20 protein-coding genes are annotated in these 17,394 nt (G+C 60.5%); 10 read left to right on the top strand and 10 right to left on the bottom strand.

Annotated features, from left to right (window positions below; all coding sequences use genetic code 11):
- Window positions 1-3: 3 nt before the first annotated feature.
- The 3 genes from AB5Y86_RS11730 to AB5Y86_RS11740 are packed head-to-tail and all read left to right on the top strand — an operon-like array spanning window position 4 to window position 1,320.
- On the top strand, window positions 4-555 hold the full coding sequence (locus AB5Y86_RS11730) for a YggT family protein (protein ID WP_005340343.1): 552 nt from the start codon (window positions 4-6) through the stop codon (window positions 553-555).
- Window positions 555-857, top strand: a complete 303-nt coding sequence (yggU, locus tag AB5Y86_RS11735; protein WP_005357938.1) for a DUF167 family protein YggU — start codon at window positions 555-557, stop codon at window positions 855-857. The genes AB5Y86_RS11730 and yggU overlap by 1 nt, the downstream gene beginning before the upstream one ends.
- A gap of 43 nt (window positions 858-900) precedes the next feature.
- On the top strand, window positions 901-1,320 hold the full coding sequence (locus AB5Y86_RS11740; RefSeq protein WP_005357936.1) for a DUF4426 domain-containing protein: 420 nt from the start codon (window positions 901-903) through the stop codon (window positions 1,318-1,320).
- Between the two features lie 101 nt (window positions 1,321-1,421).
- Here the strand turns inward: AB5Y86_RS11740 and AB5Y86_RS11745 are convergent, their stop codons facing one another.
- From AB5Y86_RS11745 to AB5Y86_RS11775, 7 genes are all read right to left on the bottom strand, one after another.
- Window positions 1,422-2,618, bottom strand: coding sequence for a NupC/NupG family nucleoside CNT transporter (locus tag AB5Y86_RS11745; protein WP_005348874.1), 1,197 nt, complete (start codon window positions 2,616-2,618; stop codon window positions 1,422-1,424).
- A 182-nt stretch (window positions 2,619-2,800) separates the two neighbouring features.
- Window positions 2,801-3,736 carry a LysR family transcriptional regulator gene (locus tag AB5Y86_RS11750; protein WP_185900079.1) on the bottom strand — a complete coding sequence of 312 codons (936 nt, stop codon included), beginning with the start codon at window positions 3,734-3,736 and terminating at the stop codon, window positions 2,801-2,803.
- An 82-nt stretch (window positions 3,737-3,818) separates the two neighbouring features.
- Window positions 3,819-4,355 carry a glutathione peroxidase gene (locus AB5Y86_RS11755; protein ID WP_368192911.1) on the bottom strand — a complete coding sequence of 179 codons (537 nt, stop codon included), beginning with the start codon at window positions 4,353-4,355 and terminating at the stop codon, window positions 3,819-3,821.
- Between the two features lie 58 nt (window positions 4,356-4,413).
- Window positions 4,414-4,977 carry an NnrU family protein gene (locus tag AB5Y86_RS11760; protein WP_042084306.1) on the bottom strand — a complete coding sequence of 188 codons (564 nt, stop codon included), beginning with the start codon at window positions 4,975-4,977 and terminating at the stop codon, window positions 4,414-4,416.
- A 232-nt stretch (window positions 4,978-5,209) separates the two neighbouring features.
- Window positions 5,210-6,343: a glycerate kinase gene (locus AB5Y86_RS11765; protein ID WP_368192912.1), complete on the bottom strand. Its 1,134-nt coding sequence runs from the start codon at window positions 6,341-6,343 to the stop codon at window positions 5,210-5,212.
- Between the two features lie 9 nt (window positions 6,344-6,352).
- Window positions 6,353-7,615, bottom strand: a complete 1,263-nt coding sequence (locus tag AB5Y86_RS11770; RefSeq protein ID WP_368192913.1) for a GntP family permease — start codon at window positions 7,613-7,615, stop codon at window positions 6,353-6,355.
- A 118-nt stretch (window positions 7,616-7,733) separates the two neighbouring features.
- Window positions 7,734-8,849 (bottom strand): sugar diacid recognition domain-containing protein, encoded by a 1,116-nt coding sequence (locus tag AB5Y86_RS11775; protein ID WP_323875858.1) that lies wholly within the window; start codon window positions 8,847-8,849, stop codon window positions 7,734-7,736.
- A gap of 209 nt (window positions 8,850-9,058) precedes the next feature.
- On the opposite strand from AB5Y86_RS11775, the gene AB5Y86_RS11780 reads away from it, so the two are divergent.
- Together AB5Y86_RS11780 and AB5Y86_RS11785 are read left to right on the top strand one after the other, a co-directional pair.
- Entirely contained in the window at window positions 9,059-9,433 is a 375-nt protein-coding gene (locus AB5Y86_RS11780) for a YacL family protein (RefSeq protein WP_101530225.1), read from the top strand.
- A gap of 66 nt (window positions 9,434-9,499) precedes the next feature.
- Entirely contained in the window at window positions 9,500-9,796 is a 297-nt protein-coding gene (locus tag AB5Y86_RS11785) for a hypothetical protein (protein WP_005340323.1), read from the top strand.
- Window positions 9,797-9,863: 67 nt separating this feature from the next.
- Here AB5Y86_RS11785 and AB5Y86_RS11790 read toward each other — a convergent pair whose 3' ends face one another.
- Window positions 9,864-10,601 carry a substrate-binding periplasmic protein gene (locus tag AB5Y86_RS11790; protein ID WP_368192914.1) on the bottom strand — a complete coding sequence of 246 codons (738 nt, stop codon included), beginning with the start codon at window positions 10,599-10,601 and terminating at the stop codon, window positions 9,864-9,866.
- A 120-nt stretch (window positions 10,602-10,721) separates the two neighbouring features.
- Between AB5Y86_RS11790 and AB5Y86_RS11795 the strand changes: the two genes are divergently transcribed.
- From AB5Y86_RS11795 to AB5Y86_RS11805, 3 genes are all read left to right on the top strand, one after another.
- Window positions 10,722-11,552, top strand: coding sequence for a CPBP family intramembrane glutamic endopeptidase (locus AB5Y86_RS11795; protein WP_139473011.1), 831 nt, complete (start codon window positions 10,722-10,724; stop codon window positions 11,550-11,552).
- 200 nt (window positions 11,553-11,752) lie between these two features.
- Complete coding sequence (locus tag AB5Y86_RS11800; protein ID WP_368192915.1) at window positions 11,753-13,069, top strand: sphingomyelin phosphodiesterase; 1,317 nt, start codon at window positions 11,753-11,755, stop codon at window positions 13,067-13,069.
- On the top strand, window positions 13,066-13,851 hold the full coding sequence (locus tag AB5Y86_RS11805) for a hypothetical protein (protein ID WP_368192916.1): 786 nt from the start codon (window positions 13,066-13,068) through the stop codon (window positions 13,849-13,851). The genes AB5Y86_RS11800 and AB5Y86_RS11805 overlap by 4 nt, the downstream gene beginning before the upstream one ends.
- 2 nt (window positions 13,852-13,853) lie before the next feature.
- Here the strand turns inward: AB5Y86_RS11805 and AB5Y86_RS11810 are convergent, their stop codons facing one another.
- Entirely contained in the window at window positions 13,854-15,074 is a 1,221-nt protein-coding gene (locus tag AB5Y86_RS11810) for a DEAD/DEAH box helicase (RefSeq protein ID WP_368192917.1), read from the bottom strand.
- A gap of 144 nt (window positions 15,075-15,218) precedes the next feature.
- On the opposite strand from AB5Y86_RS11810, the gene AB5Y86_RS11815 reads away from it, so the two are divergent.
- Complete coding sequence (locus AB5Y86_RS11815) at window positions 15,219-16,046, top strand: transporter substrate-binding domain-containing protein (RefSeq protein WP_368192918.1); 828 nt, start codon at window positions 15,219-15,221, stop codon at window positions 16,044-16,046.
- Window positions 16,047-16,219: 173 nt separating this feature from the next.
- Here AB5Y86_RS11815 and AB5Y86_RS11820 read toward each other — a convergent pair whose 3' ends face one another.
- Window positions 16,220-16,699, bottom strand: coding sequence for a MarR family winged helix-turn-helix transcriptional regulator (locus AB5Y86_RS11820; RefSeq protein ID WP_368192919.1), 480 nt, complete (start codon window positions 16,697-16,699; stop codon window positions 16,220-16,222).
- Window positions 16,700-16,862: 163 nt separating this feature from the next.
- Here AB5Y86_RS11820 and AB5Y86_RS11825 point away from each other — a divergent pair, with 163 nt between their 5' ends.
- Window positions 16,863-17,390, top strand: coding sequence for a hypothetical protein (locus AB5Y86_RS11825; protein ID WP_005335836.1), 528 nt, complete (start codon window positions 16,863-16,865; stop codon window positions 17,388-17,390).
- Window positions 17,391-17,394: the final 4 nt, after the last annotated feature.

A 17,394-nucleotide genomic window follows, 5' to 3' on the forward strand; every position in this document is an offset into this window, starting at 1 on the left:
CAGATGAACACTGCTTACTTTCTGATTAACACCGTTTTCGATCTCTACCTGATGGTGATCCTGCTGCGCGTCTGGCTGCAGTGGGCCCGCGCCGACTTCTACAACCCGATGAGCCAGATGGTGGTCAAGCTGACCAATCCGCTGGTGATCCCGCTGCGCCGCGTTATCCCGGGCTTTGGCGGCATCGATCTCGCCTCCGTGGTGCTGGCGCTGGCTGTCGCCTTCCTCAAGCTGGCCCTGCTCAAGAGCATGAACGTACTGCTGGCGGACTGGCTCAGCATCAGCCTGTTTGCCGCGCTGACCGTGCTGAAGAAAGCGGGCTCGATGATCTTCTGGGTACTGCTGATCCGCGCCATCCTGAGCTGGGTCAGCCAGGGCCGCAACCCCATCGAATACGTGATGCATCAGCTGACCGAGCCGTTCCTCGCTCCTATCCGCCGCGTACTGCCGGCGCTGGGCGGACTGGATCTCTCGGTGCTGGTCGCCTTTATCGGCCTGCAAGCCATCAACTACCTGCTGGGTGACCTGTTCGGCCAGCTGTGGTGGATGATTTGATGCCAGCCGTCCTGCAACAAGGGGATGAACTGGTACTGCATCTGGTGATCCAGCCCAAGGCGAGTCGGGATCAGATCATCGGATTGCATGGCGAAGAGCTGAAAGTGGCCATCACGGCGCCGCCCGTCGATGGCCAGGCCAACAGCCATCTGATCAAGTTTCTGGCCAAGCAGTTCAAGGTGGCCAAGGGACAGATCACCATAGTGCGGGGCGAACTGGGGCGGCATAAAACCGTCGCCATCGACAGCCCCAAACAGTTGCCGCAAGAAGTGAGTGCACTGCTGAATGACGCGCAAGGCTGAATGAATCGGCCTGCGCCAACCGTAGATATGAGAGGGATGACAGATGAAAATAGCCTGGATGAGTGGCCTGCTGGCACTGCTGATGACCCTGCCGCTCAAGGCAGAACAGATGAAGGAGCTGGGGCCCTGGCTGGTGCACTACAACGCCTTCAACTCCAGCTTCCTTACACCAGAGGTCGCCAAGGCGTATGGACTGGAGCGCAGCCGCTACAACGCCATCATCAATATCGCGGTACAGGACAAGCAGAAAGTGGCGCAAGCCGTGGGGATCACCGGCGAGGCCAAGAACCTGACCGGCACCATCCGCACCCTGAACTTTCAGGAGGTAAAAGAGGGCGATGCCATCTACTATCTAGCAACCCTCCCCTACCGCAACGAAGATACCTATCAGTTCACCCTGAAGATCATGGGCGGCGGGCAGCAACAGAACCTCAGCTTCCAGCAGACCTTCTACGTCGACTGAGCAGCAACAAGAAGCCCCGACCAAGGTCGGGGCTTCATTTTATCCATATGACAAGGGCGCCATCGCAGCGCCCTTGTTGCATCTATTCCGTGCCGCAGCGGTTACAGGGCAAGGAACAGACCGGCCAGACAGGCACTCATCAGGTTCGCCAGCACGCCGGAGAGAATGGCGCGCATGCCGTAACGGGCGATGAAGGATTTGCGCTCCGGCACCATGGAGCCCAGACCGCCGATCAGGATCGCCATGGAGGAGATGTTGGCAAAACCACACAGGGCGAAGGTCACGATGGCCTTGCTCGACTCGCTCAGGGTCTGATCCTGCACCAGACCGATAAAGGCGACGAACTCGTTGACCACGATCTTGGTACCGATCAGAGCGCCAGCGGCTTGCGCCTGATCCCAGGGTACCCCGATCAGCCAGGATACGGGGGCAAACAGCCAGCCCAGAATGATCTGGAAGCTCAGATCCAGCCCCACCAGACCGCCAGCCCAGCCGAGCAGACCATTGAGCATGGCGATCACGCCAACGAAGGCCAGCAGGGTGGCACCGACCGCCACCGCAATATTGAGGCCAGACATGGCGCCATCGGCCGCCGCTTCGATCACGTTGGTGGCGCGGGGGATCTCCACATCCTGATGGTGATCGACCTCTTCAGCTCCCGGCGGCACCAGGATCTTGGCCATCGCCAGACCGGCAGGGGCCGACATGAAGGCCGCTGCGATCAGGTATTTCAGCTCAACCCCGAGGCTGGCATAGCCCACCAGGGTGCCACCGGCGACAGAGGCGAGACCACAGCTCATCACAGCGAAGAACTGGGAATCGGACATCTTGGAGAGGTAGGGTTTGACCACCAGCGGCGCTTCCACCATGCCGACGAAGATGTTGGCGGTCGCGGAGAGGCTCTCGGCACGGCCGGTGCCCAGCAATTTCTGCAAGCCACCACCCAGCAGGGCGATCACCCGAGGCATGATGCCGATGTGGTAGAGGATGGCGATCACCGCGGAGAAGAAGATGATGACCGGCAACACGTTGAAGGCAAAGATGAAGCCCAGCTTGAACTTGGCCAGATCACCGAACAGGAAGGCGATCCCCTCCTGACCATAACCGATCACGCTACTTACGCTCTCGCTGACCCCGTTCAGCACGTGCTGACCAGCAGGCAACCAGAGCACCAGACCGGCAAACATGATTTGCAGGCAGAGGGCAAGGCCAACTGTTCGCAACGGGATACGACGACGATTATCAGAGCAGATGACGGCAAGCGCCAGGATACTCAGGATGCCGAGCAGGGCAATCATAGGGACTCCATCAGGTGGGGCAAAAGATGGGCGCGGATTCTGCGCCTCTCACCCCGTCACTGCAAGTCCGCTTGGTTACAACCCTGTTAGAAAAAACGTTTGCACGATATCGGTTGCGCCAACTGGCTGATTTGGTTCGGTTTTAGTATCAGGAGAAATCGAGAGTTCTTAAATGGAAACAATCATTCCTCACCGCCGGACAATTTACCCCCGAGCCAGGGGGCCAGTCGCTGCTCCCAATAGGGTTCGGGGCCAAAGCTGGCCTTGAGGAAATCGATGAAGAGACGGATCTTGGGATCCAGATGTTCGCGCCGGGCATAAACGGCATGTACCGCCATCTGCTGGTTCGGTCGCCACCCTGGCAACACCGGGATCAGCTTGCCGCTCTGTAACTCCTTGTCCAGCAAGTAGTTGGCGATATAGGCGATGCCGAGCCCGGCCAGTGCAGCATCCCGCACCGCCTCCGCCATATCCACCCGATAGTTGCCCGCCACCTGCACCGTCTGGCGCTCCTTGCCCTGGCGAAACGACCACTGGTGATAGCGCCGCTCCCGACTCTGGTAAGTGATGCAGTTGTGCTGGGCCAGATCCTTGGGATGAAGCGGCGTACCGTGGCTCAGCAGGTAATCCGGCGAAGCCGCCACCACGAAGCCGATGTCGGCCAGCCGCTGTCCCACCAGCCCTTCCGGCTTGTCCTCATAGGTGGTGAGCCAGAGATCCAGCCCCTCATCCACCAGATTGGTTCTGTGGTCGAACAGCGAGACCTCCAGCTCCAGCTCGGGATAGCGATCCTGAAACGCCTTGAGATGAGGAATGACGTGCAAGCGGCCAAAGGATTGGCCCACCCCGAGATGGAGCACGCCACTCACCTTGCCACGCCGCTCGGCGATCATGGAGTCCGCCTCCTGCGCCACCGCCACCAGCGCATGGCAGTGACGGGCATACTCCTGACCCAGCTCGGTCAGGACGAAACGGCGGGTGGTGCGCTGCACCAGCTGGGCACCGAGGGTGGTCTCCAGCAGCGCCAGCTGCTTGCTGATATGAGATTTGGAGACCCCGAGACGACGGGCGGCGGCAGAGATCCCCTGCTCGCGCACCAGCGCATCGAAGATCACCATTTGAGGAAGACGTTGCAGCACAAGATAACCGGATTGAGTGGCGGAAGCCCATTATTCCAGAGCCGCCCGCCAAGGGGTAGAGTCAGAGCCCCAGCGCCCGGGTGATCTGCAGTTTGAGGGGGTCGTCAGCCGGATTCTGGTTGGCGCCGTAGCTGGCGATCAGCTTGCCATCGCGCCCCACCAGATACTTGTGGAAGTTCCAGTTCGGCTCATCCCCATCAGCGGCCGCCGCCAGCCCCTTGAACAGTGGCACTGCATCGGAGCCCCGCACCGCTACCCGATTGAACATGGGGAAGGTGACGCCATAGTCGCGGCGACACACCTCGGCGGTCTTGTTCTCGTTGCCCGCCTCCTGCCAAAAGTCGTTGGAGGGGAAACCGAGAATAATCAGCCCCTTATCCTTGTAGCTCTGATAAAGCTTCTCCAGATCGCGAAACTGGCCGCTATAGCCGCAGTAGGAGGCGGTATTGACCACCAGTACCACCTTGCCCTCAGTCAGCTGACAGAGGTTATGGCGCTGAGAGTTGTTTAGCTCCCGCATCTCCACATTGAAATAATCTGGGCACGCCGCAGAGGCCACGCTGGCCCCCAATAACAGCAACAGAGTGAACCATTTCATCGCCAAGACTCCTTTTGTTTTGTCCATCATACGCGGTTACCAGAGCCGCAGTTCACTCTCAATGCAATGGAATGCCGGTCAGCCAGCCGTGGCCCCAGAACACCAGCAGCGCGGTGGCAGCCAGGCCCGCCCCGACGCTGATGCCGGTGCCCGTCCAGTTAGCCGCCGGGCGGGGATATCGCTGCCAGTCCCGCACCGAAATCCAGACCATGCTCACCAGCGCCCACAGCCCGATGCCGCCAAACAGCACCAGAGATCTGGCCTCGCTGTTGACCAGCAGATGGGCCACCGCCCAGAGCAGGGTTCCGAGCAGTTGGGGATGCACCAGCCAGCGGCGCAGATGGTTGGGCCCCTGGCCGGAGAAGAAGAGGATCAGCGCAAAGGGCATCATCACCGTCATGGTCATCGGCCCCCACTCCGGCAGGAAGTAGAGCGGCAGCGAGCTGGCCGAGCGCCAACCGGCGATGATGCAGGCGATGGCGACAAACACCAGCAGGGAGAAGAGCCCCTTGTAGCGATTCTCACCCAGCCGTTCTCTCAGTCGCGCCCGATGGGCCACCGCAAAACAGGGGTAGAGATGGATCAGGGTAAACAGCGCAACCCCCAGGGTCAGCAGGAACATGAGTCTCTCCTTGTACTTGGTACGACCACTATGCCGTAAAGGGAGATGTGCGCCTATCAAAACCGCGCTGACCCATGGAGTCAAAAGTGTGGCAAGACAAAGGAACGGAAAGAAAAGAGCCGATCACGATGGATCGGCAAATAAGTGCCAGGGCAGTCAGACATCTCGCGAGATGGGAGATGCCCCAAACGGGGATATTGAGTGGCCGATGGCGCGCATCGGCCGAACCGGATCAACCCTTGAGTTGATAGAGTGCCGCGACGTTGCGCGCAGTGAGTTGAATGTTGGTGCTGGCGCTCTCCAGCGCCTCCGGCAGAGACATGGCGCGGTTGACCACGGCGAATACCGCGTCCAGCCCGTGATCATGTACCACACCGCAATCGTCGGTCAGGCAACCGGAGATACCGATCACCGGCTTGCCGAACTGCTTGGCGCAACGTGCGACACCGATTGGCGTCTTGCCGTGGATGGTCTGGCTGTCGATGCGCCCTTCGCCAGTGATGACCAGATCCGCATCGGCCACTTCCTCGGCCAGTTTCAGCGCTTCGATGACGATCTGGATACCGGGCTTGAGCTCGGCACCAAGCAGACCGACCAGTGCGGCACCCATGCCACCGGCGGCACCCGCCCCCGGAATATCCTTCACCTGCTTGCCGAGCGCCTGTTCGATGCAGTCGGCATAACGGGAGAGGTTGGCATCAAGTTCGACAACCATCTCTGGAGTCGCCCCCTTTTGCGGGCCAAACACGGCGGAGGCACCTTTCGGGCCGCACAGCGGGTTGTTCACATCACACGCCACCTCGATAACCAGCTCACCCAGACGCGGATCCAGACCGCTCAGATCGATGGTCGCGAGCTCACTGAGACCTGCGCCACCCAGCTCGATGGCTGAACCATCGGCTTTGAGCAACTTGCCACCGAGCGCCTGGATCATGCCAGCACCGCCGTCATTGGTGGCGCTGCCGCCGATACCGAGGATCAGGTGCTTCACCCCCATCTCCAACGCGGCCAGGATCAGCTCACCGGTACCGAAGCTGGAGGTGAGCAGCGGATTGCGCTGCTCGGGAGCGACCAGATGGATGCCGGAAGCGGCGGCCATCTCGATGACGGCACGCTGGCCATCACCCAGCAGGCCGACGAAGCCCTGCACCTTGTTGCCAAGAGGCGCGGTCACTTCGACCGGCAGGATGCGGCCACCGGTGGCATCAACCAGCGATTGCACCGTACCTTCACCGCCATCGGCCATCGGCAATTTGACGTAGGTGGCGTTCGGCAGCACCTGTTTGAAACCGGCCTCGATGGCATCAGCCACCGCCATGGCGCTCAGACTCTCCTTGAATGAATCGGGGGCAATAACAATTTTCATATCAATTCCTTAGGCGAGGCCAAACACGCCAAACATCAGGGTGGAGACAGTGGCAATGGTCAGACCGACTGCTGTTTCGTAAGGGATAAGTTTCAGGCGCTCCCCCACCCCCATGTGGACGCTGCCACCGGTGGCATGGAAGAAGGAGCCGTGGGGCATGTGGTCAAACACAGTGGCACCGGCATGGATCATCGCCGCTCCGGCCAAACTGCTGATCCCCAGTTCAATCAGGGTGGAGCTGAATACGTTGGAGGCCACCACGGTACCGGCGGTGGTCGAGGCGGTCGCCAGCGACATCAAAGCTCCGGAGATAGGCGCCAGCAGGTAAGAAGGCAGACCGGAGGCGGTCAGGCCGCTGATCAGCACATCTTTCAGGCCGGAGTTGGCGATGATGCCTGCCAGGGTACCGGTACCCAGCAGCATGATGGCGACCGGCGCCATGCGGGCGAGGCCGGAGACCGCAAACTGGTTCACCTTGCTGAATTTACCCATCATCAGGGCACCAACCAGACCACCGAGCGGCAGTGCAATCAGCGGATCCACCACGATACCGGCAACAGGACGCAGAGCCAGCAGCAGGATGGCGACCAGCGGCGCACTGATGGCGGCGGCAAAGCCCGGCAACTTGGCACCGGCAAAGCTCACCACCTCGTCGGCGGCAACCTTGCTGCCCTTGTTGTTCAGCCGCTTGGCCAGCCAGTAGGCCATCAACAGACCGAACAGGCCCGGAATGATGCCCGCCGCCATCACAGAGGTGAGGGGCAGATGGAAGGCATCAGCCGCGGCAATGGCGTTGGGGTTGGGGGACATGACGTTACCCGCCTTGCCGCCGCCGATCATCGCCAGCAGGATGGCCGCCTTGGAGAGATCGGCACGACGGGCGATAGCCAGCGCGATGGGGGCAACCGTGATGACGGCCACATCCACGAATACGCCGACCGCAGTCAGGATCAGAGTCGCCAGCGCCAGCGCCAGCAGGGCGCGGGTTTCACCGAGTTTCTTGACGATGGTCTCGGCGATAGTGGTGGCCGCACCCGATTCGATCAGCACGCCCGCCAGTACACCGGCCGCCAAGATCCGCATCACAGCTGTGGTGATCCCCTGGGCGCCGCCGATCATCAGGGCGACGGTCTGGGTCAGATCGGCACCGCCAATCAGACCACCGGCCAAAGCCCCCACGATCATGCCGTAAGCGGGCGGTACCTTCTTCAGAATCAGGAAGATGGCGATGGAGAGCGCCGCGATGGCGCCAAGGGCTGTAACCGGGATCATGACGGACACCTTCAATGGGAGTGAATGACCGCCATTATGGAGATCTGCAATCAGAATGCTTTGGCTTAAAAACCAAAAATTGCATCATGTAAAAGTGGTTTTTTGTCCAACTTCACAATCACAAGTCGAGATTAAGGCCGAGATAGAGCAAAAATTTGTCGTCTAACTTGTTGAAATTCAACCCAGTTATCTGCTCTATCCGCCCCAGCCGATAGCGCAGGGTATTGGGGTGAATGAACAGGGCTTCGGCACAGCGATGCAGATCACAATCCTGCAAGAAATAGTGGCGCAGGGTCTTCTGCAGCGCCCCTTTGCCATCTTCCCGGGCCAGTTTCTGTAGCGGTGTGCGCAGCTGATCCGCCTGCCAGGAGTCCGCCAGACTGCCGAGCAGCACCGGCAAGCGGTAGTCCTCAAAGAAGTAGACCTGCTTGCGCGGTGCCTGCCGCATGCCACGGCGCAGGGTATCTCGCGCCGTCTGGTAAGAGCGCGCCAGCCCGTCGATCCCGGCGAAGTAATCGCCCACCGCGATATGCACCTTGAAGTGGGGAATGCGGGCCAGCAACTGCTTGATCCGGCTGCGCTCCTGCGCCGATTGCCAGACGCCATCACTCAATTGTGCCGGTTTGAGCACCACTATCTCGTCGAGCCCGTTGATGGCGACCAGATTGTCCCGCTCCGGATTTTCCAGCTGATGAACCAGCTCCCGCAGACGAGCCGGATCGGCCTCCTCCAGCGCCAGCACGGCCACCACCCTGGGCTGGGCCAAGTCCAGCCCGAGAAAACGGGCCGCCTGCTGCAGCTGATCGTCCCGCCCTTCACCACGGATTAGCTGCAGCACCAGCTCCTCCTTGTGGCGCTTGTCCCACTGCAGCTGCTCGGTGAGCGCCGCCTGCTCCAGAATGAGCTCGGCGGTCATTCGCACCAGCTCGGCGTAAGCACGCACTTCCTCCGGATCGCCGGAGATGCCGATCACCCCGATCAGCTCCCCCTGATAGGAGATGGGTAAATTGATGCCGGGTCGCACCCCTTTGAGCTGCAGGGCGGTCGCTTCGCTGATCTCCACCACCCGGTTCTCGGTGAGCGCCAGCACGGCCCCTTCGTGGCGCTGATGGATCCGCTCCGGATTGCCGGACGCAATGATGAGACCATGTTCGTCCATCACGTTGACCGAGAACGACAGGATCTTCATCGCCCGTGCGACGATCTGGCGGGCAAGGTTATCGTTTAGCTGCATAACATCTCCGGACAAGGGGCTGATCTGGCTACGTCACCACGAGGCGATTCAGGGCACATGGGCGCAAAGATGCCACATCATCAAGACAAGCGAGAGGGGGATCGCTAGAATAGGCCACTTTACCCGATGTGTGCCCCGCCATGGAGCAGGACTTGCGTGCTTGCACCCGCCTGCCCGTGATGGCCCATCCCTCCGATCTGGACTGTGCTATGGATTATGAATTTCGCCGCGACCCGTTTGGTGGCTATCGCGCCCGGTTCTCCATGGGCCATGAAGCCATCGGTCAGTGGCTGATCGACGAAGTTGGCAAAGATGAAGATAAGCTCGACGAGCTCTTCTCCATCATTGATCAGCTCTCCAACCGCACCCGAGTCGAATACCGGCTCAACGGCGGTGACTACTCCCTGCTGCTGACCCATGAAGAGGCGGAGGTGAAAGCCAACGCCCTCAATATCGAGCTGGGTGAGGATCTTGACGATCTCGCCTACTACGATGATGAACAGCTGGCCATGTGCGGGCTGGAAGATTTTGCCCAGGTGCTCACCTCCTGGCGCGCCTTTATCCGTAACGAGGATATGGGCTGATTGACCCAATGTCGGATTACTATGTCGGGCAAACGTGCCCTTTTGCCTAACTCAACAGGATTGACTATGTCTATTTACGATTTTGATGACGAACTGCCGGAAGACGAAGAACAGGAATCCACCAAGAAAGCGGCTGCACCTGCCAAGAAGAAAGGCAAGCAGGTGATGAACACTCAGGTCAACCTGAGCCCGCGCGATGCCAGCCGCCTGAACGGTATGCACGTTGAAGCGATCGCCACGCTGGACGACGTCAGCCTGCCGAAGAACGTCATCTTCAAGGCTGGCCTGATCGCCCTGGGCGAACTGGAAGCCAGCAAGCGCGCCGATATCATCGCCCGCGTGATTGCCGAATCAGGCCGCTAAGCGTCCCTGAAGGCAAATAGAAAGCCGGAGCCACTGCTCCGGCTTTTTGTTTTCCGGCCGTGCACTCTCAACGGCAATCGATCCCCTTTCCGGCTCGGGAGATCAGTTGGTCATAGCGACCATCGGCACGGGCGGCAGCCAGGGCATGATTGAAGCGCTCAAGCAGGCTGGCGGCCTCCGGGTACTGCCGTGAAATGATCAGGTAAAAGGTGTCGCTCTGGCGAAAGTGGGGCAATGCCTGCAGATGGCAGGGATCGCCAAACAGCTGACGGCTGGCATCCCTAGTCACCGTCTCGTTCATCGGCAGCAGATCGATCCGTTTGCGATCCAGCAGTTGCAGACACTGTGCCAGGGTCTTGGGGCGCTGCAGATCCAGCCCGAAACGCTTGATCACCCCGTCGGCATGGCTGGTGCTCCACCCCAGCGGAATGCAGACTCGCAGCCCTTGCCAGCGGCCAGCCTGAATGGCCTCGCTCCCCCGATAGGTGAACCAGGAGAGGCGATCAATATGAATGGGAGCACTGTAGTGGAAGAGCTTGGCCCGCTCGGCAGTCCAGGCGTAGGGGAAGGTGGCCGCGACCAACCCATTGCGGGTCAACTGATAGCCGCGGGGCCAGGGCAGGTAGTCGACCTGGAGCTCTCGATACCCGGCCTCTTGCAGAAGGGTCGTCACCAGCCGGGTGCTCTCGCCGCCTTCAGGCAGTGCCTTGCCGGTATAGGGGGTGAACTCACCGGTCACCAGCAGCAAGGGTGCCGCCTGCAGCCAGACCCCCCAACAACACAACAACCACAGACAGTGCTTCATCAGCTGCTCTCCCTTTACCCTGTTGATGAGTATAGAGAAGGGATCCGACCACCTCCTGCGCGGTTGTCCTGCTGACGCCCTCTTGTTAAGGTTGCCGCCTGCCTCGATCAAGGAGATCCAATGTTACCCCTTCCCGACTCATTTATCTGGGGCGCGCTGGCGCTGGCCGTGCTGCTTGCCCTCTTCCGCCAACGTCTTCCCGCCTTTGCTCTGCTGGGACTCTCCCTGCTGCTGGCACTGTGGCTTGACCGAATGACGCTACCCGCCCTGCTGGTCTCGGTCGCAGGATTACTGCTGGCGTGGCGTACGCCAACCCTCCCCGCCCGCTGGGCGATGGCGGCCAGAGTGGTGCTGATCCTCTGGGCGATTGCGCTGACCCTGCACCTGATCCCCGGCTTCAACAATCTCAAGGTGCTGGATCAGGCGCTGGCAGGCCCCGCCAGCGTGCCGTTCAACATGTATCTGAACCTCGACAAACCGCTGCTGCTCTTTGGCTTGCTGCTGGCCTGCCCGATGCTGCTGGGCAAGGGGGGCGCCATCCGCTGGCGCCCGCTGGCCCTGTTACTGCTGCCGCTGGGTGCCCTGCTGGTCATCGCCTGGCAGTTGGGGGCACTGAAACCGGAAGTGGGTCTGCCCCACTGGTGGTGGCTGTTTGCACTCAACAATCTGCTGTTCACCTGTGTGGCGGAAGAGGCGCTGTTTCGCGGCGCGATCCAGCAGGGGCTGACCGAGCGTTACCGCCCCTGGATTGGCATCGTCGTGGCTGCGCTACTGTTCGGAGCCATCCACTTGCCCGGTGGCCCACTGCTGGCGCTGTTTGCGACCCTGGCAGGCTGCTGCTACGGCCTGGCATTCCAGCTCAGCGGGCGACTCTCCGTGGCCATCCTGATCCACTTCGCCTTCAACTTCGCCCATCTGGCGCTCTTCACCTACCCGCTGGCCCACCGCTAATTCCTGAAGGCGCCTGACACGGGCGCCTTCCCTCGCTCCTCCCCCTCTCTCTTTAAGCGTGCTGCCTCGCTCGCTTTACACCTCCACAAAGCTCCAAACAAAACCAATTCATTTACTTGTAACCAAAATGTAAACAAACTGACCTCTGCATTCGCCATAACAGTCACTTTCCATTGCCCTGCAACCAAAAGGATCCTGTGATGCAGAAAACCCTCAGTTATGCCGCCCTGCTGCTGGTCAGCCAGTTCCCGCAACTGGCACTGGCCGATACCGATGTCTACCTCACCAACAACAGTCCTGAACCGCTCCAGATCGACATCCGCCAAAGCGGCAGCGGCCAGCTGCAACCCGGCAGTCAGTGGAGCCAGCACCGCACCGAGCTGGGCCCGTGGGAGAGCGCCATGGTACTCAGCTTCAATCGCTATGAGGGGGTAAAGGCGGGCAAGAGCTATCTGTTCGAAACCAGCGTGACCACAGCGGGTGGCGACGTCTATCGGCTCAACCAGCTGATGGAGGGAACCTGGTGGAACACCACCTTGCAGCACGGTGGCGAAACGCCAACCGGCGCATCCGGCTGGCAAAACGATCGGGCGATCCACCGCGTTGCGGGGCCACAAGAGCTGGCCTTTGCCGCCAAGTTCACCGGCCGCTACGACGATCTGCACTATATGATCACGCCTCCCCAAAAACGGGAGCAACCGGAACCGGCAGAAAACAGGCTCAAGGTGGCCAGCTACAACGTCTGGGCGCTGCCGGTGATCGCCTCCAGCATCGGTGAGCGGCTGGCTCTGCTGCCAGAGCATCTCAAGGGCTATGACGCACTGCTGCTGCAAGAGGTATTCGATGGCCGCCGCGAGGGCTTTTTGCAGGCGCTGGCGAAAGAGTATCCCTACCAGACCAAGGTGCTCGACAAACCCGGGGTCAACGTCCACGACGGCGGTGTAGTGATTGTCAGCCGCTATCCCATAGTGCGGGAGGCCCAGCTGGTCTATCCCCAATGCACCGGCACCGACTGCTTCGCCGACAAGGGGGTGATGTACGCCGAGGTGATCAAGGGGGGCAAGGCGTGGCACCTGTTCGCCACCCACACCGCCAGCTTCGACACCGACGAGGCGCGCAAACTGCGGCAGATCCAGTTCGGTCAGATCCGCTCTCTGGCTGCCAGCCTCAAGATCCCGACCACGGACACCGTCATCTACGGCGGCGACTTCAACGTCAACAAACGCAAGTTTGCCGATGACTACGCCAATATGCTGGCCAATCTGAACGCCAATGAACCCGCCTATGGCGGCTATACCGAAGCCACCTTCGATCCCAGGATCAACCCCTATGCCGGTGGCCTGCTCTCCGGTGGCGCCAACGTCGAGTATCTGGACTATCTGGTGGTGAGCCGGGAGTACGGCAACGCCAGCCACAACCTCAACACGGTCTGGATCCCGCGCAGCAGCGATGGCAGCCTCTGGCCCACCAGCAACCTCTCAGACCACTTCCCGGTCAAGGGAGAGATCAGCCGATGACTCGCCGTTACGGGATACTGGCACTGGCTATCCTGACCCTTTTGCTGGTGAATCTGGGCTGGCAGGAAGAGCAGTCCCCGATATCACCAGAACGGTCGGCTACGCCCTCTCTGGCCGATGTGCAGTTGCCAACAGAACCGGGGAGCCCGCCTCCCCGCATGCCAAACACTGAGGGGATAGATGGCAAAAGCAAAGAAGTGCCCAGCAGCTGGCAGGCGATGCCGGATGAACTGATCAACCAGCTTGCCAGCGAGATCAGCGACAGCGAGTTGCCGCTGGCGCAGCGTGTGAGCAATCTGGAAGCAACAGAGGCCGGGTGGCTGAGCGAGGGTGAGAGCCTGATCCGGCTACAGGGGCGCTATGCCCTGGCGCTGGATCAGTTGGCGCAAGAGAGCGAGCAGTTACCGCTGGCCGAGCGGCTGGACGCCCTCAGCCGCTTGCAGGATCGGTGGGCGGCGGATCATCCGGATCTGGCGGTGGATCTGTTCAACCCGGATGCCCGCCTGCAGCAAGCCCGTCAGCTGTGGGGAGATGAGGAGCTGGCCACCCTGACCCATCACTTCCTGCCCGCAGAGAAGGCCGAAGCCACGCTGGCGTTTGCCGGGGCGCGCCAGCAACAGCTCGATCAACGCAGCCGCTACCAGCGAGAGCTGGCCGAGCTGGAGCAGCAACTGGCGGCCAGCCAACAGCAGATGGATCCTGCCCTGTGGCAACAGCACAAGGAGGAGGTGTTGAGCCAGTGGCGTCGTGACTTCTTCGCGCGGGAGCAAGGCAAACCCTGAGGTCAGCGCTTGCCCTTGAACTGCTTGACGCTGCGTTTGGCCTGAGTACGGCGATTGGCCTGCTTGTCACGAGGGGGGCGCTTGCCCTCCCCACTGGCAGGCTGGTCGGTGACCGGGAATCCCGCCAGATCGCCCAACGGCAGCTCGCGGCCGGTCAGGGTGCGAATGGCTTGCAGCATGTCACTCTCGCCATGACAGACCAGCGAAATGGCCAGCCCTTCACGGCCAGCACGGGCGGTACGACCGATGCGGTGTACATAGACAGGGGCGCTGGCGGGCAGATCCAGATTGATCACCACCGGCAGCGCCTCCACATGGATACCGCGCGCCATCAGGTCGGTGGCCACCAGCACCCGAATTTTTCCCTCTTTGAAATCACCGAGCGCCTGCTCGCGCACCACCTGCTCCTTCTCGCCATGGAGGGCGGCCACCGCAATGCCCGCCTTGGCCAGCTTTCTGGCGACCCCGTCGGCATCATCCCGCGCACTGATAAAGACCAGCACCTGCGGCCATGCCTGCTCCTTGAGCAGGCTGATGAGCGCCGGGACCTTGCTGCTCTTGTTGACCAGATAGAGCCGCTCTTCGATCTCGTTCACCACACTATTGAGGGGGTTTGCCTCGATACGGTTAGGCTCGCGCAGCAGGCCGTTGGCCAGCGTCTCCAGCTCGGCAGGCAAGGTGGCGGAGAAGAGCAGGGTCTGGCGATCCGCAGGAATAAAGCCGAGCAGCGCCTTGATGTCGGGAGCAAAGCCCATCTCCAGCAAGCGATCCGCCTCATCCAGCACCAGTAGTTGCAAACCATCCAGCCCCAGCAACTGTTGGGTCAGCAGATCCCGCAACCGTCCCGGCGTGGCGACCAGCAGCTGTGGCCCCTGCGCCAGTTCGGCCTGTTGCCGCTCCTGCGCAACGCCCCCACACAACGTCACGATGCGCAGCCCCAGCGCCTCGGCACCCTCTTTTAGCGCGGCAGAGACCTGAATCGCCAGCTCGCGGGTCGGCACCAGCACCAGACCCTGCACCTGGCTGGAGGCAGGATCCAGCCGTTGCAGCAGCGGCAAGCCAAACGCCAGCGTCTTGCCGCTTCCGGTCTGGGCCAGCGCCAGCAGATCCTGCCCCGCCAGCGCCGCCGGTATGGCCAGCTGCTGGATGCGGGTCGGCGTCTGCAAGGTGACGGGCAAAGAGGCCAGCAAGGCGGGATGAAGGGCAAGTTCGCTAAAGGTCATGGCGCTACGTCAACAAAGAAGTGGGAGGCGAAGTCTAGTGAGCGGGGGCCGAGAAGTAAAACCCTATCCATGATGGCCTGGCCGAGGGGCGCTGGCGACGGGCTGACTACACTTTAGCTGACCCATCACCAAGAGAGACACGCCATGACCAGACACATCCCCCTTCTGCTGCTCGTGGTCACCCTGCTCGGCAGCGCGACTCTCGGCCTGTCGCAGACTCCGGAAAACGACGCCACCCCCGAGCCGCCGAAACAGGTGCGCATCCTCAATGCCCACCTTGGCGAGCTGCCAGGGCTGATCAATGCCGACAAGACAGGCCCCTTTGTCGATCTGGTACACGCCATCGATGATCTCTACCCCGATGTGACCATCAAGATCACCATCTACCCCATCGCCCGTGCCATGGCTGGGGTGATCTCCGGCAAGGCTGATCTGGGGCTACCCGCCATCCGCAACCTCAAGGATATCGATATGCTGGCTTATCGCTTCAGTACCCGCAGTTTTGGCAAGGTTGCCCATGTCATCTACAGCAATACCAGTTATCCAGTCACCACGGATATGGCCTACGGCATAGTGCCCACCAAACGGGATCTGCTAATCGAGGCGGTTCCCGACTATATGCCCTTCCCGGTGCAGCGCTCGATGAGTATCGAGCAGTCACTGCGCAAGCTCTCACGCGGCCGTATCGACGCCTTTGTCTGGGCGCAAGAGGAGGCCGACCTGATGCTCAAGCAGCTGGGGCTGACCAATATCAGGCGAGAATTTTTCGGAGATTTCGAGGATGTCTTCATCATCCAGAAAGGGGCTGCAGGTGATGAGATGGACGAATTTCTCCGCCAAGCCATCGATCAGCTGGCTGCCACCGGCAAACTGGCCGAGATCTACGAGAAGATCCACCGCCCCTATGTGGAGTGGCAACCCTCCCCAACCGCCAAGGCTGAACCGGCGACCACCCCGCCAGCTACGCCCTGAACAGAAAGCCCGCCATGACAGCATGCTCCGACCATATGTGCCACATACTGTCAGGCCAATTAGACCCGTCTGATAGAGACTACTCAGTTAGCCAGAGCGAACTGGCTATAGCAATTGGTTACACCACAACTAGTGTCCACTTTCCGGTACATCCCGGTTATTTAGCGTGGGGGCTATGCCTGCTCTTCGGTGAGGGGTCTGACGCTCAGCACCGGGGCCGCGTCGATTTCGTCTGCATTCATCATGGAGGAGATGCGTTGCAGGGAGGAGAGCAGCAGGGTCTGTTCCCAGGTTTCAAGGGATTGAAAACGTTGGATGAAGCGCTCTTGCAGCGGGGTCGGGGCCTGGGCCAGCAGGGCGTGGCCTGCGTCAGTCAGTGTCGCGTGAACTTTGCGCTTGTCGGTATTGCTGCGAACGCGCTGCACCAGTTTGCGGCTCTCCAATCGGTCCATGATGGTGGTGGCGGTGGCCTGGCTCATGTTGGTGTGATCGGCCAGCTGACGCATGGAGATCTGTCCCAGTTCGTCGATCCCTTTGAGCAGCAAGAGTTGCGGGGAGGTGAGCCCGGCTTCTTTGATCAAGCGCCTGGAGTGCATGTCGATGGCACGAATAATCTGGCGCAGGGCGACCAGCACTTCATCATGTTTTTCCATGGGGTGTGCGTCATTGGAGGGCTATGGAGAGGGGCAAAATTTTCCGCCTAATTCGTCACAAGGTCAATATGGTTTTTGCTGTAATAATTTCTGCTCTAACTAATTTTGTGTTAGGTTGACGAGCATTTCACGGAATTCACCCTGACATTTGAGGAGCGAAATGATGAATGACGAGCTGGATATCAAGTCTCTGGTGGCCGAGTTACGTGTGGTCAGAGTGCGCTATGAACTGCCGGATACCTCGGCTTTTGTGCGCTATCAGCCTGCCTATGATGAAGACCCGAACAACCTCAAGGTACACCACTATGATGGTGAGTTACCCCTCTCTTGCAGTGAGACAGGTACTTTCAACCTAAAGGAGTTGGTGAATGAATTACGCTACGCCTATGTGCTGGTGCACCTCTTTCCTGACGAAAGTGCCATGAACTTCTATCTGACTGGCCTAGATACCGGCCTGGCACAGCTGGAGTTCATCGGTGGCTCTTACGACTTCAACCGCCTCTGGATCACCAGCGGTATCTCCAATCTCGGCGTCCCCATGGCCATCTTCCTTGGCAAGCGTCACGCCGTGAATGGCCAGCCCTCGGTTTCGCTGGTGGATCACCGCGAACAGGCGGCCGGCAAACTGGTCTATCGCGCCATCGGCGGTGCCGGTGATCATGTGGGCGAAGACTTTTTCAACAACGACTAAGGAG

It is taken from the genome of Aeromonas sp. s8, assembly GCF_040907785.1.
In the GTDB taxonomy this organism is placed as follows: Bacteria; Pseudomonadota; Gammaproteobacteria; order Enterobacterales; family Aeromonadaceae; genus Aeromonas; species Aeromonas veronii.

Excerpts from the sequence above, each read along its gene's own strand:
- AB5Y86_RS11730 (WP_005340343.1), top strand. The coding sequence starts at position 4 with ATGAACACTGCTTACTTTCTGATTAACACCGTTTTCGATCTCTACCTG.
- yggU (WP_005357938.1), top strand. The coding sequence starts at position 555 with ATGCCAGCCGTCCTGCAACAAGGGGATGAACTGGTACTGCATCTGGTG.
- AB5Y86_RS11740 (WP_005357936.1), top strand. The coding sequence starts at position 901 with ATGAAAATAGCCTGGATGAGTGGCCTGCTGGCACTGCTGATGACCCTG.
- AB5Y86_RS11745 (WP_005348874.1), bottom strand. The coding sequence starts at position 2,618 with ATGATTGCCCTGCTCGGCATCCTGAGTATCCTGGCGCTTGCCGTCATC.
- AB5Y86_RS11750 (WP_185900079.1), bottom strand. The coding sequence starts at position 3,736 with ATGGTGATCTTCGATGCGCTGGTGCGCGAGCAGGGGATCTCTGCCGCC.
- AB5Y86_RS11755 (WP_368192911.1), bottom strand. The coding sequence starts at position 4,355 with ATGAAATGGTTCACTCTGTTGCTGTTATTGGGGGCCAGCGTGGCCTCT.
- AB5Y86_RS11760 (WP_042084306.1), bottom strand. The coding sequence starts at position 4,977 with ATGTTCCTGCTGACCCTGGGGGTTGCGCTGTTTACCCTGATCCATCTC.
- AB5Y86_RS11765 (WP_368192912.1), bottom strand. The coding sequence starts at position 6,343 with ATGAAAATTGTTATTGCCCCCGATTCATTCAAGGAGAGTCTGAGCGCC.
- AB5Y86_RS11770 (WP_368192913.1), bottom strand. The coding sequence starts at position 7,615 with ATGATCCCGGTTACAGCCCTTGGCGCCATCGCGGCGCTCTCCATCGCC.
- AB5Y86_RS11775 (WP_323875858.1), bottom strand. The coding sequence starts at position 8,849 with ATGCAGCTAAACGATAACCTTGCCCGCCAGATCGTCGCACGGGCGATG.
- AB5Y86_RS11780 (WP_101530225.1), top strand. The coding sequence starts at position 9,059 with ATGGATTATGAATTTCGCCGCGACCCGTTTGGTGGCTATCGCGCCCGG.
- AB5Y86_RS11785 (WP_005340323.1), top strand. The coding sequence starts at position 9,500 with ATGTCTATTTACGATTTTGATGACGAACTGCCGGAAGACGAAGAACAG.
- AB5Y86_RS11790 (WP_368192914.1), bottom strand. The coding sequence starts at position 10,601 with ATGAAGCACTGTCTGTGGTTGTTGTGTTGTTGGGGGGTCTGGCTGCAG.
- AB5Y86_RS11795 (WP_139473011.1), top strand. The coding sequence starts at position 10,722 with ATGTTACCCCTTCCCGACTCATTTATCTGGGGCGCGCTGGCGCTGGCC.
- AB5Y86_RS11800 (WP_368192915.1), top strand. The coding sequence starts at position 11,753 with ATGCAGAAAACCCTCAGTTATGCCGCCCTGCTGCTGGTCAGCCAGTTC.
- AB5Y86_RS11805 (WP_368192916.1), top strand. The coding sequence starts at position 13,066 with ATGACTCGCCGTTACGGGATACTGGCACTGGCTATCCTGACCCTTTTG.
- AB5Y86_RS11810 (WP_368192917.1), bottom strand. The coding sequence starts at position 15,074 with ATGACCTTTAGCGAACTTGCCCTTCATCCCGCCTTGCTGGCCTCTTTG.
- AB5Y86_RS11815 (WP_368192918.1), top strand. The coding sequence starts at position 15,219 with ATGACCAGACACATCCCCCTTCTGCTGCTCGTGGTCACCCTGCTCGGC.
- AB5Y86_RS11820 (WP_368192919.1), bottom strand. The coding sequence starts at position 16,699 with ATGGAAAAACATGATGAAGTGCTGGTCGCCCTGCGCCAGATTATTCGT.
- AB5Y86_RS11825 (WP_005335836.1), top strand. The coding sequence starts at position 16,863 with ATGAATGACGAGCTGGATATCAAGTCTCTGGTGGCCGAGTTACGTGTG.